This window comes from Metabacillus sp. KUDC1714 (assembly GCF_014217835.1).
Taxonomy (GTDB): domain Bacteria; phylum Bacillota; class Bacilli; order Bacillales; family Bacillaceae; genus Metabacillus; species Metabacillus rhizosphaerae.
Genome location: NZ_CP055263.1, coordinates 4,729,188 through 4,745,116, shown reverse-complemented (window position 1 = coordinate 4,745,116; position 15,929 = coordinate 4,729,188). Strand labels below are relative to the sequence as shown.

The window sequence follows — 15,929 nt, the reverse complement described above, 5'->3', positions numbered from 1 at the left end:
AAGTTAACAAAGTTAGGGTTATTGTTTATCTGTGTGATGTTATTAAGTGGATGTATGAATAATTCATCCGTTACAGAAGAAGAGGATAAGCATATTCATTTTTTATATAATTTTTCTACTAATTCGCTTGATCCTCATGTGGATTCTAGCTATGTTCCTTTGAGAGCGGGGATAACAGAGACACTGATAAGACTAGATGAAGAAAAGTTAAGTATTGAGCCATGGCTAGCAGAAAGCTGGGAAGGTGACGATGGGCAAAATTGGATGATTAAGCTACGTGAAGATGTTAAATTTCAGAATGGTAAAGTAATGGATGCAGAAGCCGTCAAAATGTCTTTAGAACGAGCAGTTAAAGAGAATGTAGCCATTCAGAATGCATTGAAGATTGAACGTATCGATGCCGATGGTTTTACTTTACGAATCAAAACAACCGAACAATTCCCAGAATTTATTTCTGAGTTAGTAAATCCAAATGTAGCAATTATTGATGTAACAGAGTCTGATATTGTTAATAAACCGATTGGCACTGGTCCGTTTAAGCTTATGTCATTTGTCCCAGGTAGTAAACTTGAACTTGAACGCTTTGATGAGTATTGGGATGGGGCTTCAAAGCTTGATCAAGTCACATTCTCTTTCAATGAAGATGCTAATGCCCGTACTCTTGCATTAAAGTCTGGACAAGTAGATATTGTTTATCGACCTGAGGTTGAAAGTCTAGACATGTTACAAGAAGACGAAGCTATTGAAGTTGAGTCAACATCGACATTTCGCGTACATCAATTTACTATGAACCTTCAAAGAGAAAGCATTCAGAATGTTAATGTTCGCCGTGCTATAGATGCGTTAATTGACAGGCAGAAAATTGTGGAGAAAATTCTCCTCAATCATGCAGAGGTTGCAGTAGGACCTTTCCTTCCTTCATTACCATTTGCTCCAACCTATGATTCACAGCCTTCAGGAGAAGATGTGGCAATAGAATATTTGGAAAAAGCAGGGTATACAATGAAGGATGGAAAAATGCAAAAGAATGGAGAACCTCTTACATTTACACTCTTAACATATCCTGCAAGAGCAGACTTACCTTTAATTGCACAAGTATTTCAATCAGATGCGAAGCAAATTGGCATTGATGTTGAAATTAGACAAATTGAAACACCAGAAGAGTATATGGCTTCTAACCGTGATTGGGATTTAGCCACTTATAGTAATTTAACTGCACCACGTGGGGATGCAGGGTATTATTTAAATGCAACGTATCATCCAACCGGAGCATTGAACTTTAGTAAAGCAGATGAACCGGAGTTAACGGCAATTATTGATAAGCTTAATCAGACGGTTAATCAAGAAGACCGCGCTATACTAGCAGAGCAGGCAGCGGATTATGTATATGAAAATATGATAAACTCCTTTGTTTTACATCCTTCAACAATTGTCGCGTATAACAAAAATAAAGTAGTAAATTGGGTGACAACCAAAAGTGAGTACTATATGATAACAAACGAACTGGATGTGAAATAATGGTTCGAATTCTTGTTCGTAAATTTCTTGAAGTTCTATTCTTTCTATTATTTATTACTTTTGTTAGTTTTTTATTTATCAGACTCGCACCTGGAGATCCAGTGTTGACGATTTTAAATGTTGATGAGCTTTCAGTTAGTCAAGAGCAAGTAGAAAAGCTAAGAACAGAATTGGGGTTTAATAAGCCAGTGCTCGTCCAATATGGACTCTGGCTTTTAAACTTCATTCAACTTGACTTTGGAACATCCTTCGTTACTGGTCAACAGGTGATGAGCATGATTCTAACAGCTCTTCCTGCGACACTGGAATTAACTGTTGGTGCAATATGTGTAATGCTATTGGTATCTATTCCATTGGGCTCTTTATCAGCCCTTTATCGAGATAGTTGGATTGATAAAATAAGTAGAATACTAGCGATAATTGGAGCAGCTATACCAAGCTTTTGGTTAGGACTTATTTTTATAGATTTATTTGGGGTTAGATTAAGCTGGTTTCCGACAATGGGTAGGGATGGATTTATATCAATGTTTTTACCATCTATCACACTAGGATTAGCGATTTCTAGTGTTTACGTTCGTCTGCTACGATCTAGTTTGCTTGATTCCTTTAGCCAAGAATTCATAAGAGCAGCACGTGCACGTGGTCTATCTGAAGGAAGAATTTTTTTGTTTCACGCTTTTCGTCACAGTATTCCTCCTGTCATTACTGTTTTTGGTGTTAGCTTAGGAAGTTTGATAGGGGGAGTTGTTGTAATTGAAGTTCTTTTTGCTTATCCAGGAGTAGGAAAACTAATCGTAGATGCAATTCGACAAAGGGACTATCCTTTAATACAAGGATATATCCTTATTATGGGGATCATTGTATTTATTGTAAATGCATGTGTGGATCTCTCATACCGCTATTTAAACCCTGAGATGCAAATGAAAGAAAGGGAGAACAATTGATGAAGGACTCCTTTATGTATTTATCGATACCGAAAAAATATAGATGGCAAGCTGTACTACTCATAAGCTTTGCTATCATTGTCATAATTGCATGCTTATATACGTTTCTTTATTTAAGTCATGATCCGTCCTATACAAATTTAGACCGGAGACTTGAGGGAATGGGATTTGAGCATCCGCTAGGAACGGATCATCTAGGTCGAGATATCTTGACGAGGCTTTTGCTTGGTGGTCAACAGACAATCGGCTTCAGTTTAATGGCCTTAGGTGTTGCTCTTCTTGTAGGCATACCAATTGGGCTTATTTCAGGATATAAGCGTGGGGTTATTGATCGTTTATTTATGAGGATTGCCGATGGATTTTTAGCTTTCCCAGATACAATTGTTGCAATTGTGTTAAGTGGTTTGCTTGGTCCGGGTATAGGAAATCTTGTACTTGCGATTGTAATGGTTAAATGGGTAAATTACGCTCGACTTGTTCGAAGTACAGTATTATCTGAATCTCAAAAAGAGTATGTTTTAGTTGCGCGAACGAATGGTTTATCTTCTATAAAAATTATGTGGAAACATCTAGTTCCTCACATTTTAGGAAATGTCCTTGTGATGGCTAGTCTTGACTTAGGAAAGATTATTTTACTTATTTCTTCATTGTCGTATATTGGTTTAGGTGCACAGCCCCCAGTCCCGGAGTGGGGAGCGATGTTAAATGAATCACGTCCTCACTTTCAGTCTAGTCCTGAATTAATGATTTATCCTGGATTAGCGATCGTTGTTGTTGTACTAATCACAAATCTAATCGGAGATTATTTACGTGACCACTTTGATGTGAAAAAAGAGGTGCAGAGATGATATTGTCTATTGAACAATTATCTGTCAGTAGTGGAGAGAAAAAAATAATAGATTGTGTATCTTTATCCATACGTAAAGGTGAATGGTATGCATTGGTAGGGCAAAGCGGAAGTGGGAAAAGTATGCTCTCACAGGCGATTGGTCAAATGCTGCCTTCTAATTTACGAATGGAGGGGGTAATTAATTTCAACGAACATAATATGATGTCGTTGTCTCGTAAACAATTAGGTGATATTCGCGGTAAGAAATTGTCATATATTTTCCAGGATTATCAAGGTTCTTTTACTCCATTTCGAACGATTGGTCAGCACTTTCAAGAATATCAAAAGGTTCATGGAATTAATAATAAAGAAACACGTAGAATGAAAACACTGGAGGCATTAGAATCTGTTGGACTAGATGAAACGTTTTATAGCAGGTACGCATTTCAATTAAGTGGAGGACAGCTTCAGCGTGCTTCAATTGCATTAGCTCTAATGTTTTCACCAGACCTGGTCATTGCAGACGAAATAACGACGGCTCTTGATAGTGTCACTACCCATAGAATATTAGAGTTGCTTGCAAAGCGGCAAAAAGAGTCTGGATGTGCCATCCTTTTTATTACTCATGATTGGCGACATGTTAGACGTTATGCAACTCGCTTAGCGATTATGAAGAGTGGAGAAATTATTGAATCTGGTGGCAAGCATCGAATACTTGATCATCCTCAGCATGAATATACAAAACAGTTGATAAAAGCGGCACCGATATTAGAAAAAGGTCTTCCTTCAGGATTAGATAGAGAGGTTTCATATGAATCTACTTTCTGTTAAACAACTAACAAAATTATATAATGGGCAAGAAGTCGTTACTAATCTGTCATTTGATTTGCAAAAGGGAGAATGCTTAGGGCTTGTAGGTGAAAGTGGGTGTGGTAAAAGTACACTCGCTCGTTGTTTACTAAGATTAGAAAATATTGACAGTGGCTCAATCTTCTTTAAAGACGAGGCTATTGAAAATCTTCGTCATCGTCAGCTAATTCCTTTTCGTAAAGATATGCAAATCGTCTTTCAAAATCCTACTGCCGCATTAAATCCTAAGCTGAAAATAAAGGATTCTCTACTAGATCCATATATTCAATATCGAAGTGATCTAGCACTTAGGCATTTTTCTTTTACATCGAAGGAACAATTTGTCCTTCAGTTACTAGATGCTGTGGGATTACCAGCCAGTTTAGCGGGACGCTATCCGCATGAATTGAGTGGTGGACAAAGGCAGAGGGTTACAATCGCTCGCTCGATCAGCATCGAACCTGAGTTAATTATTTTAGATGAACCAACTGCAAGTCTGGATGTCATTTCCCAAGCAGAAATATTAACTTTGTTGACTGAGCTACGTCAGAATTTAAAACTTTCTTATTTGTTTATTTCACATGATCTTGCAGCAGTAAAGCAACTGAGTCAACGAATCATGGTAATGAAAAAGGGGATCATTGTCGATCAATTTCCGTGTGCTGAATTATTTGATGATCAGCGTCATAATTATACAAAAGAGCTAATTTCGATTTTTTAGAATGGGAAAGTTCTTTACGCAAAGGATTATTAATTATTAAAAACTCTATTATAAAAGATGAAGGGAACATCATTTTAAGATGCTCCCTAGTCGTTTATTACTTAATAAGCTTCCCTAAGCCTTCCCATATTTCTCAAAACAGTAGTTTTGTTACAGGGTTTGGATAACGCTTACACACTAAATATGTAACTTTGATGTACTCTACGAGAGATGAGTTTATAAAATCACTTGCAAATAGTAATCATTACGCTTTATAATAATGTTGTGTTATTAACACCGACAAATTTTTACGCGATGTTAATGAGAAATAATGTTGGATGTTTTTATAAAACACAAATCGTAATTATGACGTTTTATAATTGTGTTAAAAGATAAAAAGTTCTGATTGTCTGAACTTATTAGATTTTGCCTTCTTTTCAGATATAAGGACCAATAAAGAAACTATAGGAGGAAATATGATGAGAGTCAAAATTACATTAGCGTGTACAGAAACCGGAGATCGGAATTACATTACGCCGAAGAATAAACGAACAAATCCAGACCGTATCGAGCTTATGAAATATTGTCCACGTTTGAAAAAACGTACTTTACATCGAGAAACCAAATAAGATATGTAAGCTGATCATTTTCATAGGGGAGAATATGGTTTGTAATACGTAATGATTCTATTTTATTTGAAGATGAAAGAAAACTAAAGGAGAAAATAATTATGGCAAAAAAATCGAAAGTAGCAAAAGAACAGAAACGTCAGGCAATGGTGAAGAAGTATGCGGCTCTTCGTATGGAGTTAATCGAAAAAGAGGATTATGAAGCCCTTAGAAAACTCCCAAGAGATTCATCACCGACGCGATTAAAAAACAGATGTCTAGTAACAGGAAGACCAAGAGGATATTTAAGAAAGTTCAAAATGTCCCGTATAGCTTTTAGGGAATACGCTCATAAAGGACAAATTCCTGGTGTGAAAAAGTCAAGTTGGTAGAATATATACACGTTCAACCGCTAATAAAGGAATTTGAGGATTGAAACTGATTGGGAAATTAGGGTTACAACAATTGTGTGTGTTGAATAAAGTTGTATTAACGCTATAGATCGTTATGAAATAATTCAATTTAGGTTTTAAATCGTAATCATTTCGTTTTGATTTCAATGAAACAACGGAAACTCAAATAAAAAATATAAGTGTAAAGGATAGTTGTGATGAAACAGGAAATAGATTTTATAAAATTTAATCCAACACAAAATATGACGATCCTTGTTAAAACTAATTATCCAGTTGAGGAGTATAGTCACATTGCTTCGAAAATAATGTCATATGACAACGTATATGCTGAACAAGTAGGTTTTATAGAAAAACCGATAAATAATAAAGCTGCTGCATATCTACAGATGGCTGGAGGTGAGTTTTGTGGTAATGCTTGTATGGCATTGGCTGCTTATATTGCATCTGAAAACGGATTAAAGCTAAACGATTTGACGGAAATATTATTAGAAGTTTCAGGCACAGATAATTTAATAATGTGTCAAGTGAAACGAAATTTAGATGAATATTACTGTCAAGTTACTATGCCTTTTCCTAAGAGGATAGAAACTAGAACAATAAAGTATGATGGCAGCGATTTGAATATCGTTATCGTAAGATACCATGAGTTTATACATATTGTGATTGAAGTCGAGGAATTTAGTAAGACAGAGAGGGAAAAAGCGCAATCATTAGCAAAGTTGCTTGGAGTAACCTTAGGTTCTTATTTAATCGGCATTCTATTATATAAATCTAAATCTCATGAATTGGCTCCTCTTATATATGTCACACATCTAGATAGCATGATTTGGGAAAGGGGGTGTGGTTCAGGTACGGCCTCCTTAGGAGCTTATCTAGCTTGGAAAAATAAAGGAGAGATTGTTGCTAAGATCAGGCAACCAGGTGGCATTATTAATGTAGCTGCTACTTGTTATAAAGAAGAATTAACAAGTCTTAGGATTGAAGGATCTGTCGGAATAGTAGCACAAGGCAAAGCTTTTATAGATGTTTAGTTAAAATACTGTGTTGGGGTGAATTGAATGAATACTGTAATAACTTTTCAAGAACATTTAAGTGAGTTTTTAGAAAAATTTGATGATTTATCAAGAAGATACGATCATACAATCAATAATTGTTCAGAGTTAGGGAGTTTAATAGATGCTTATTCAAAATTCATTACAGACGACAGGAATAAAGAAGCTTGGGAACAACTAGAACGACAGGAATCTAGTGATTTGAATCAACTTGTAGTGGGTTTAAGAAAAAAATCTGCACTTTGTGTTGCTATTATGGAAAAATATCGTGCATTCAAGTTGCAGAATGGAAATGTCGAAATGACTGATTACTTCCAAAATATAGAATCGTGCATTGAAAAAGAATTCGGAAGTTTCCGAGTTACTTCCAAATCAAAAGTATTATTAGTAGGTTCTGGTTCATTTCCAATGACACCACTGTTAATTGCGAAGCGAACAGGAGCAGAGGTTGTAGGAATAGATATAGATGATGAAGCCATTAATCTAGGACGAAACGTTGTAGAAAGATTGGGAGCTGGATTAAATATCAGATTAGAAAAAGCATTAGTAGAAAATCTTAATTATACAAAAGATGTGACCCATATCATTTTTAGTTCAACTGTTGAAAGTAAATATGAGATATTGGATCAATTACACATATTGACGAATGAAAATGTAGTTGTTGCTATGAGATATGGTGATCAGTTGAAGTCCTTATTTAATTACCCATCGAGAGAGGTGGATGGGCAAAAGTGGAGACAAGTTGAAAAGATATTACGACCTGATCATGTATTTGATATAGCATTGTATAAAAAAGCATAACTTACTTAGTTTGAAAGAAAGTGAGGCCTTTATGAGTGAGTTTAAGAGAGTCTTATTGTTAGGAACTGGTCCTACATCAATCCAACTTGCTGTAAATTTTAAAAAGAAATTGAATTGTTATGTGGGAATTGCCGGAAGAGAATCTATTCGTTCAGAAAAAGTCTTTGCGGAGCTTAAGCGAAGTGACCAACTAATTCGTGTAAGCGTTCAAAATGAAAAGCATCGAAGTATGGAAGGTGAATGCTTCGTTGATCAAGTTTTTAATGGATATGGAACAATTAAGGGTGACTGGGATACTATTATTCTTTCTGTAACCACGGATGCCTACATCGAAGTATTAAAACAAATCAATGATAGGTTTTTAAAACAAGTAAGGTGTATTGTTTTAATTTCTCCGACTTTTGGATCGAATAGCTTAATAAGTAATTATATGAGCCATCTTAATTCAGATGCGGAAATTATTAGTTTTTCTACATATTTTGGTGATACACGATGGACGGACGACAGACCACTTAATCATGTATTAACAACAGCAGTAAAGAAAAAGATTTATATAGGCTCCACACACTATCCGTCTAAAAATGCCAACAGACTATGTAAGTTATATCAACAACTAGGTATTACTCTAGAAATTATGAAATCTCCAATTGAGGCTGAGACAAGAAATATTTCTTTATATGTACACCCACCGTTGTTTATGAATGATTTTTCATTAAGTACAATATTTGGAGAATTAGATACCAAGAAATATGTATATAAAATTTATCCTGAGGGACCCATTACCCAATATTTAATTCGTGATATGCTGGCCCAATGGAAAGAAATTATGAATGTTCTAGGGAAGATGAACTTACAAAGTATCAATTTACTTAAATTTATGACAGATGATAATTATCCGGTGAGATTGGAAAGTTTATCACGTAATGATATAGAAAATTTCGATCAGTTAGACATTATTCAGCAAGAATACTTATTGTATATACGCTATACCGCACTGTTAATCGATCCTTTTTCAGAACCAGATCAGGAAGGAAAATATTTTGATTTTTCTGCTGTTCCATTTAGGAAAATATTCGTCAATATGGAAGGGTATTTGGATATCCCTAGGATGCCTAAGGAAGATTATTATCGAATAAAAATCATACAAGGAATTGCAAGATATACAAAAACGCCTTGCCCAACCATAGACAAGTTTAATAAAACTTATGAGAATAAAATTAAAAAGGTTGCTCAATCTCATAAAGGTGAATTACTATCTAAAGCATTTACCGTTCAAAGCTTTGATGAAGACTTGAAAATGATATGCAACGGAATTGGAAAAAGTATAGGAACAAGATGATGAAACAGTACTAATCTTAAAAATAATAGAGTAGTATACTATATAAATAGGAATTATTACGATTTAATTCATCGTATCTAGCCGACAAAAGTGAGTTACATTCAATTTAGCAAGACGAAAGGGAGAAGAGTACATTGTTAATTAGACATAAGTTAGTGGCTCTCGTTTTTTTGGTTTTATCTATTCTAGTTGCCTGCTCTGTAAATACTGGGAAATCTAGTAATGTAAAGGAAGATACGGTCTCAACAAATAATGAAAAAGAATTAGTTTATGCATCAGCTAAAGATATTAATGATATGAACCCTCATTTGTACACAGGCTCAATGCCTGCTCAAGGGATGATATATGAATCATTAGTTGAAAATACGAAAGATGGAATTAAGCCTTTACTTGCTGAGTCCTGGGAAGTTTCAGAAGATGGAAAAGTATATACTTTTCATTTAAGAAAAGATGTGAAATTCCATGATGGGGAACCATTTAACGCAGAGGCCGTGAAGCAAAATATTGAGGCTGTTCAAAATAATGCAGAAAAACATTCTTGGATTAAGCTATCAACAAAAATCGAGAGTTGTAATGTAGTAGATGAGTATACAGTTGAATTAGTTCTGTCAGAAGCATATTATCCAACTTTAGTTGAATTGTCTATGACTAGACCTTATGTATTCCTATCACCCAAAAATTTTATTGACGGGGGAACAAAAGATGGTGTAAATGGTTACAACGGGACAGGACCGTATGTTCTTACAGAACATAAGACCGATCAGTATGCCACTTTTGAAGCAAATGAAAACTACTGGGGTGGCTCACCTAAGATTAAGAAAATTACTTCTAAAGTTCTTCCTGCAGGGGAAACGACATTTTTATCCTTACAAAAAGGAGAAGTAAACGTTGCTTTCACTGATGATCGAGGTGCAGACAGTCTTGATGTTGAAGCAATGAATCAATTAGTTGATTCTGGTGAATATCAACTCGTTAGAAGTGAACCAATGAATACGAAAATGATCGTAGCTAATAGTAGTAAATTGGATAATCCAGTAAACGAGACAGCTGTTCGTGAAGCGATTTGGTACGCTATCGATAGAGAAACAATTAGTAAGGATATTTTAAATGGGACAGAAACAATAGCCAATACAATGTTTTCATCTAACGTCAATTATGCAGATGTTGATTTGAAGAAACGAGACTACGATGTTGAAAAAGCGAAAGAAATCTTAAAAGAAGCCGGATGGCAATTAGGGAATGGTGCTGAAGTTAGAACGAAAAACGGCAACAAATTAGCAATAAAACTTTATTATGATAGCAATTCTTCTTCCCAAAAAACACAGGCTGAATTTATGCAACATTCATTAAAAGAGATAGGTATTCAACTGGAGAATATTGGTGAGGAATCAACTTCAATTGCTAATAGAAGATCAACTGGTGATTATGATTTATTATTCAATCAAACATGGGGACTAGCATATGATCCACAAAGTACAATCGCTGCTTTTACTTCTAAGGCTTCTTACTTACATACTACAAGTGGCATTGCGAAAGCAGATGAACTCTACAAGAAGATTGATGAAGTTATGGTGTCCACCGATGAGGAAACACGAAAATCATTATATGCTGATATTTTAACAATTGTCCACGATGAAGCAGTCTTTATCCCAATATCAAATGGAAGCGTCACTGTAGTGGCACCAAAAAATTTAAAAGGTATTTCATTTAAGCAAACCCAATTTGAACTGCCATTTGAACTAATGAATTTTGAATAACTGAATAAGAAAAGCGCAAGCGCCTTGATCATCGCCGTACAAACTGGAGGAGCATCGACTGAGATAAAGGAAACACGGTAAGCGTAGCGAGCCGATGTTGACTTATCGTAGGGAGATGATCTGAAGTTTGATAGGCGATAGGCGCTGGAGCTAGACACCAAAACTAAGTACAAAAACTATACTTTCTTACCTTAAATAAAAGGGGGAATTCCCCCTTTTTAACCCTTATCTCATATAGCAAAGTTCTGACAGTTTATTGGAAAGGATAATTTCTGCTGTTTTTTTCGAATGAAAGGAGATTTTCTTTGAGACGTTACATCATTAAAAGGCTGTTCATTTCTATCCCTTTACTCCTAGTCATATCATTTTTAACGTTTGTGTTAATTAATCTTTCTCCCTTAGATCCAGCTGAAGTGGTATTACAAGCACAAGGTGTTCCAACAATAACAGAGGAATTAATAGCTCAAACGAAAGAAGAGTTGGGGATGGATCAACCCTTTATCATACGATACTTGGATTGGGTCATTGCTTGTTTACAGTTGGATTTTGGGAATTCCTATGTGACAGAAAAACCAGTTTGGTCATTAATAGGTCCAGCTTTTGTAAATACGTTCAAGCTGACATTCGTTTCATCTGTTGTCATTATCCTAATGTCGATACTATTAGGTGTTATTTGTGCAATGAATGAAGGGAAATTAATTGATAAGTCGGTAAGAGGATTTTCATTTTTTTTAACGGCAATGCCATCTTATTGGCTTGCTGCTCTTATGATTTGGTATTTTTCCGTTAAATTGGATTTATTACCAACTAGTGGAATGGAGTCGTATAAAAATTACATTCTACCGGTTATTGTCATAGCTGTAAGTTATGCAGGTATCTATTTTAGGGTCGTTAGAAGTTCGATGTTAAGCAATTTAAATGAAGACTATGTTCTGTATGGAAGGGCATGTGGCTTAACAGAAAGGAAAATCACCCTGCATATATTAAGGAATTCATTGCAAGTAGCCATTTCAATATTTTGTATGGCTATACCCATTATATTGGGAAGTACAGTAGTAATAGAAAATGTTTTTGCTTGGCCAGGGTTAGGAAGTCTAAGTGTTAGATCCATATTAAGCAGAGATTTTCCCATTATCCAAGCTTATGTTCTTATAGTAGCAGTGGCCTTTGTATTGTTTAATACGATATCCGACATTATAAATGCTGTGATGAATCCTAAATTAAGGAATGATCTCTAAATGAGAGTATTGAAAAATTTAAGTAAAGATAAGTTAGCTGTTATTTCTATATTAGTCATTGTTGTCATTATTATTGTTGGAATATTTGCTCCTATATTTGCACCCCATGACCCAAATAAAGTAAATATGCCCCTTCGATATGCAGGCTTTTCGTGGGAATACCTATTAGGAAACGATCACTTAGGGAGATGTATCTTATCAAGATTAATTTATGGGATTCGTCCCAGCGTGTTATGGGTTTTAGTTGTATTATTAATATCTGTGTTGATTGGGGCTATCTTAGGTTTTCTAGCAGGATACTTTAGAGGAACAGTAGATGCTTTCATCATGAGAGCTTGTGACATCATGCTTTCTTTTCCTGGGTATGTCATGGCATTGGCGATTGTTGGTATTTTAGGCATGGGTCTTGAGAATATATTGATTGCGTTTATTCTGATTAAATGGGCATGGTTTGCTCGAATCATTAGAACGTCTGTGATGCAGTATGCTGAATTAGACTATGTGAAATTTTCCAAAGCTTCTGGAACAAATCATATAAAAATTATATACAAGCACATTGTTCCTGTTACATTTTCTGATATCGCGGTTATATCAAGCAGCGCTATTGGTTCCATGATTTTGCAAATATCCGGGTTTTCCTTCCTTGGTTTAGGCATTCAAGCTCCAAATGCTGAATGGGGGATGATGTTAAATGAGGCGAGGGAAGTAATGTTTACAAGACCTGAGTTAATGTTAGCACCTGGTTTAGCCATTTTTATTGTCGTATCTGCATTTAATTTTTTATCTGACGCACTTCAAGTTGCTTTAGATCCTAAATTAGCAAACTCTAAAAATATGCATCAAGAAAATCTACCGCTCTCTAAAATTAAGCTTCAAGAAAAAGAGGTGGCTAATTAAATGATGAATCTATTAGAAGTTAAAAATTTAAAGATATGGGATGTTAATACGGGTAATGTCATTATTCATAATAGTTCATTCCATTTAAAGAAAGGAAGCTGTCTGGCAATTGTAGGAGAAAGCGGAAGCGGTAAGTCATTGACATGTAGGGCAATTATGAGATTAAATAGGCCCTCACTTCACCAATCAGGGGACATTTTATTTAAAGGGGAAAACGTAAACAATCTTCCTGAAAAAGAGATGAGAAAGAAAAGGGGAAGAAGCCTTTGCATGATTCTACAAAATGGGATGAGTGCGTTTGATCCTTCTTGTGTGATTGGTGTTCATTTAAAGGAAACACTTGCTGAACATTTCGAGTGGAATAAAAACGAAATAGAAGAAAAAATGAAAAATGCCATGGAAAGTGTCATGCTTAAAAATCCGAAAGAGATTATGAACAAATATCCCCACCAGTTATCAGGTGGGATGTTGCAGCGAATTATGATCGCGATGACAATCGTCTTAGAGCCTGACATTATTATCGCTGATGAACCGACAACAGCGCTCGATACCATTTCGCAATTTGAGGTCATTGAACAACTTATTAAATTACGAGAAAGAATGGGTTGTTCGATGATTTTTATTTCACACGACTTAGGCGTTGTAAGAAAAATTGCTGATGACGTTTTAGTTATGAAGGATGGAAAAATTGTTGAAAGAGGGAGTACACAAGCCCTTTTTTCAGAACCGAAACATGAATATACAAAATATTTAGTGACTACTAGACTAGCCCTGAGTGAAAATTTTAAAAAAATTATGAGGGGAGGGGCTAAAGTTGCTGAAGGTTGATCGTGTTGAAAAATCCTATAAAAAAGGTGGATTGTTTTCTACAGAAAGACAGAACGTTTTAAAGAATGTAAGTTTTGAATGTAAGGACGGGGAATGTCTCGGTATTATCGGAGAGAGTGGAAGTGGAAAATCAACATTAGGGCGTTTAATAGTAGGAATTGAAAAGCCTGATCGTGGAACAGTTTTATTTGAAGGAAAGAGTGTAGAGGATAGAAGAGTAAGATTAGGCAATATTAGCGCTGTTTTTCAAGACTATAAATCTTCCATTAATCCCTTCTTTACAGTTGAAGAAGCAATAATGGAGCCATTAAACATTCAGAATAATGAAAAAAAGGAACATCAAAGCAAGATTGATCTTCTATTAAATCAAGTAGGATTAAGTTCTTCCTATAAAGAAAAATATCCTCATGAGTTATCAGGTGGAGAGGTTCAGAGAGTGTGTATTGCAAGAGCCATTTCAACAGAACCAAAATGTGTTTTATTAGATGAAGCAATCAGTTCATTAGATGTATCTGTTCAAACACAAGTCCTTGAGTTGTTAATAGAGTTAAAAAAAATCTACAACATGAGTTATATTTTTATTACTCATGATATACAGGCTGCTGCCTATATTTGCGACAGAGTCCTTATATTTAGAGATGGTCAAATCGAAGAAATGATTAAAATCGAACAATTAAAGGACGTTCAGTCAGAGTACGCAAGAAAATTATTGCAGGCGTTAATAACGTTTTAATTATTTACGATAAAGTAAGACAAGGCAGGGATATATTTGAGGGAAATGATTTTACATAGAAATACAGTCTTTATAGCAAAGTGAATATGAAAATAATCAGATTTTGTGTGAATAGTAGAATGACTTTCGAAAAGAGTAAATTAATACATAAAGTCATTGTTACGCGATTTTAGGAGGAGAAAGATTGTGAGTGGAGCTATGTCTTGGCCTTTTTTACGTTTGTATCTGCTGGTTCTTCTGTATTTTAGTGCTAATTCTATACTAAATGTGATTATTCCTTTACAAGGAGAATCATTAGGAGCCAGCAATACAACAATCGGCTTGATCATGGGTGCATATTTGTTTACAACCATGTTCTTTCGTCCATGGGCAGGCAATATTATTCAAAAGCACGGACCAATAAAAATTTTACGCATTATACTTATTATCAATGGGATAGCTTTAATACTATATACATTTACTGGATTAGGTGGTTATTTGATTGCCCGTATGTTACAAGGGGTATCGACAGCTTTTTTTTCAATGGCATTACAAATAGGAATTATTGATGCACTACCAGAGAAGGATCGTTCTCAGGGCATTTCACTTTATTCTTTATTTTCATATATACCGGGTATTATTGGCCCATTGCTGGCGTTAGGCATTTGGCAAGAGGGAATGGATTACTTTACAGTAATGATGATAGCAATTGCCCTTTTTACAGGAGTGTTTGGCTATAGTGCCAAAATGGAAAAGGATAAGGATCAACTTGCTGTAAAAAGTAATGAGCAGGGAGTAAGTACATTTAAGTCATTTAGTCAGTTAGTAAAAAATCCGTTATTGTTTAAATGCAGCGTATTGATGTTAGTTTCTTCTACTGTCTTCGGGGCTATTACAACCTTTATACCACTGTACGCGATGCAATTAAAAACCGGTAATGCTGGAATTTATCTCATGCTTCAAGCTGGTACTGTAGTTTATGCTCGTTTTGCGTTAAGAAAAAAAATTCCTTCAGATGGAAAATGGCATTCATCTTTTATCATGGGGACTATGTTTATTTTGGCATTGGCGGCCCAAAGTGTAAGCTTTTCTATTATGGGTGGAGCATTTTTTTTCTATGTTGGTGCCATTTTAATGGGGATAGCCCAGGCCCTCCTTTATCCAACATTAACAACGTATCTGACCTTTGTTTTGCCACAGATGAATCGCAATGTGTTACTTGGTTTATTTATTGCTATGGCTGATTTAGGTGTTTCGCTCGGGGGTGTCATAATGGGGCCGCTGGCTGATATTTTCTCATACTCATTTATATACATGATTTGTGCTATCCTAAGTGTAGCGATGATCTTTTTTGCCTATGATCGACGTAAAATAGTAGTTGGGTAAATTGAAAAGATCCTATATTGTGGTTAAATTTAATATTTTACTTTTATTAAGTATTTAT

General features: G+C 35.3%; 16 protein-coding genes. All 16 read left to right on the top strand.

Going from position 1 to position 15,929, the window contains the following annotated elements; genetic code table 11:
• The first annotated feature begins 36 nt into the window (after positions 1 to 36).
• The 16 genes from nikA to cntE all read left to right on the top strand — a co-directional run bounded on the left by nikA (position 37) and on the right by cntE (position 15,871).
• Positions 37 to 1,518, top strand: coding sequence for a nickel ABC transporter substrate-binding protein (nikA, locus tag HUW50_RS21775; RefSeq protein ID WP_232329119.1), 1,482 nt, complete (start codon positions 37 to 39; stop codon positions 1,516 to 1,518).
• Positions 1,518 to 2,462 (top strand): nickel ABC transporter permease, encoded by a 945-nt coding sequence (gene nikB / locus HUW50_RS21770; RefSeq protein WP_066341093.1) that lies wholly within the window; start codon positions 1,518 to 1,520, stop codon positions 2,460 to 2,462. Before nikA ends, nikB begins: the two co-directional genes overlap by 1 nt.
• On the top strand, positions 2,462 to 3,310 hold the full coding sequence (gene nikC / locus HUW50_RS21765) for a nickel transporter permease (RefSeq protein WP_185653245.1): 849 nt from the start codon (positions 2,462 to 2,464) through the stop codon (positions 3,308 to 3,310). The genes nikB and nikC overlap by 1 nt, the downstream gene beginning before the upstream one ends.
• Complete coding sequence (locus HUW50_RS21760) at positions 3,307 to 4,122, top strand: ABC transporter ATP-binding protein (RefSeq protein WP_066341090.1); 816 nt, start codon at positions 3,307 to 3,309, stop codon at positions 4,120 to 4,122. The genes nikC and HUW50_RS21760 overlap by 4 nt, the downstream gene beginning before the upstream one ends.
• The gene (locus tag HUW50_RS21755) at positions 4,103 to 4,861 is read left to right on the top strand and encodes an ABC transporter ATP-binding protein (protein ID WP_185653244.1); all 759 of its coding nucleotides are present in this window, start codon (positions 4,103 to 4,105) and stop codon (positions 4,859 to 4,861) included. The genes HUW50_RS21760 and HUW50_RS21755 overlap by 20 nt, the downstream gene beginning before the upstream one ends.
• Before the next feature lie 458 nt (positions 4,862 to 5,319).
• On the top strand, positions 5,320 to 5,469 hold the full coding sequence (rpmG, locus tag HUW50_RS21750; protein ID WP_066341074.1) for a 50S ribosomal protein L33: 150 nt from the start codon (positions 5,320 to 5,322) through the stop codon (positions 5,467 to 5,469).
• A 101-nt stretch (positions 5,470 to 5,570) separates the two neighbouring features.
• Positions 5,571 to 5,840, top strand: a complete 270-nt coding sequence (gene rpsN, locus HUW50_RS21745; RefSeq protein WP_066341062.1) for a 30S ribosomal protein S14 — start codon at positions 5,571 to 5,573, stop codon at positions 5,838 to 5,840.
• A 218-nt stretch (positions 5,841 to 6,058) separates the two neighbouring features.
• Entirely contained in the window at positions 6,059 to 6,892 is an 834-nt protein-coding gene (locus HUW50_RS21740) for a histidine racemase CntK family protein (protein ID WP_066341051.1), read from the top strand.
• A gap of 27 nt (positions 6,893 to 6,919) precedes the next feature.
• Positions 6,920 to 7,714, top strand: a complete 795-nt coding sequence (locus HUW50_RS21735; RefSeq protein ID WP_185653243.1) for a methyltransferase domain-containing protein — start codon at positions 6,920 to 6,922, stop codon at positions 7,712 to 7,714.
• A gap of 31 nt (positions 7,715 to 7,745) precedes the next feature.
• Positions 7,746 to 9,053, top strand: a complete 1,308-nt coding sequence (locus HUW50_RS21730) for an opine metallophore biosynthesis dehydrogenase (protein WP_185653242.1) — start codon at positions 7,746 to 7,748, stop codon at positions 9,051 to 9,053.
• Between the two features lie 140 nt (positions 9,054 to 9,193).
• Positions 9,194 to 10,810, top strand: a complete 1,617-nt coding sequence (cntA, locus tag HUW50_RS21725) for a staphylopine-dependent metal ABC transporter substrate-binding lipoprotein (protein WP_396652652.1) — start codon at positions 9,194 to 9,196, stop codon at positions 10,808 to 10,810.
• A gap of 305 nt (positions 10,811 to 11,115) precedes the next feature.
• Positions 11,116 to 12,048 carry a nickel/cobalt ABC transporter permease gene (gene opp1B / locus HUW50_RS21720; protein ID WP_066341037.1) on the top strand — a complete coding sequence of 311 codons (933 nt, stop codon included), beginning with the start codon at positions 11,116 to 11,118 and terminating at the stop codon, positions 12,046 to 12,048.
• Entirely contained in the window at positions 12,049 to 12,945 is an 897-nt protein-coding gene (gene cntC / locus HUW50_RS21715; protein WP_066341035.1) for a staphylopine uptake ABC transporter permease subunit CntC, read from the top strand.
• A 3-nt stretch (positions 12,946 to 12,948) separates the two neighbouring features.
• Positions 12,949 to 13,773 carry a staphylopine uptake ABC transporter ATP-binding protein CntD gene (gene cntD, locus HUW50_RS21710; RefSeq protein WP_066341206.1) on the top strand — a complete coding sequence of 275 codons (825 nt, stop codon included), beginning with the start codon at positions 12,949 to 12,951 and terminating at the stop codon, positions 13,771 to 13,773.
• Positions 13,760 to 14,506, top strand: a complete 747-nt coding sequence (locus tag HUW50_RS21705; RefSeq protein WP_066341033.1) for an ABC transporter ATP-binding protein — start codon at positions 13,760 to 13,762, stop codon at positions 14,504 to 14,506. Before cntD ends, HUW50_RS21705 begins: the two co-directional genes overlap by 14 nt.
• 186 nt (positions 14,507 to 14,692) lie before the next feature.
• Positions 14,693 to 15,871, top strand: a complete 1,179-nt coding sequence (cntE, locus tag HUW50_RS21700; RefSeq protein ID WP_066341031.1) for a staphylopine family metallophore export MFS transporter CntE — start codon at positions 14,693 to 14,695, stop codon at positions 15,869 to 15,871.
• Positions 15,872 to 15,929: the final 58 nt, after the last annotated feature.

Excerpts from the sequence above, each read along its gene's own strand:
- nikA (WP_232329119.1), top strand. The coding sequence starts at position 37 with ATGTTATTAAGTGGATGTATGAATAATTCATCCGTTACAGAAGAAGAG.
- nikB (WP_066341093.1), top strand. The coding sequence starts at position 1,518 with ATGGTTCGAATTCTTGTTCGTAAATTTCTTGAAGTTCTATTCTTTCTA.
- nikC (WP_185653245.1), top strand. The coding sequence starts at position 2,462 with ATGAAGGACTCCTTTATGTATTTATCGATACCGAAAAAATATAGATGG.
- HUW50_RS21760 (WP_066341090.1), top strand. The coding sequence starts at position 3,307 with ATGATATTGTCTATTGAACAATTATCTGTCAGTAGTGGAGAGAAAAAA.
- HUW50_RS21755 (WP_185653244.1), top strand. The coding sequence starts at position 4,103 with ATGAATCTACTTTCTGTTAAACAACTAACAAAATTATATAATGGGCAA.
- rpmG (WP_066341074.1), top strand. The coding sequence starts at position 5,320 with ATGAGAGTCAAAATTACATTAGCGTGTACAGAAACCGGAGATCGGAAT.
- rpsN (WP_066341062.1), top strand. The coding sequence starts at position 5,571 with ATGGCAAAAAAATCGAAAGTAGCAAAAGAACAGAAACGTCAGGCAATG.
- HUW50_RS21740 (WP_066341051.1), top strand. The coding sequence starts at position 6,059 with ATGAAACAGGAAATAGATTTTATAAAATTTAATCCAACACAAAATATG.
- HUW50_RS21735 (WP_185653243.1), top strand. The coding sequence starts at position 6,920 with ATGAATACTGTAATAACTTTTCAAGAACATTTAAGTGAGTTTTTAGAA.
- HUW50_RS21730 (WP_185653242.1), top strand. The coding sequence starts at position 7,746 with ATGAGTGAGTTTAAGAGAGTCTTATTGTTAGGAACTGGTCCTACATCA.
- cntC (WP_066341035.1), top strand. The coding sequence starts at position 12,049 with ATGAGAGTATTGAAAAATTTAAGTAAAGATAAGTTAGCTGTTATTTCT.
- cntD (WP_066341206.1), top strand. The coding sequence starts at position 12,949 with ATGAATCTATTAGAAGTTAAAAATTTAAAGATATGGGATGTTAATACG.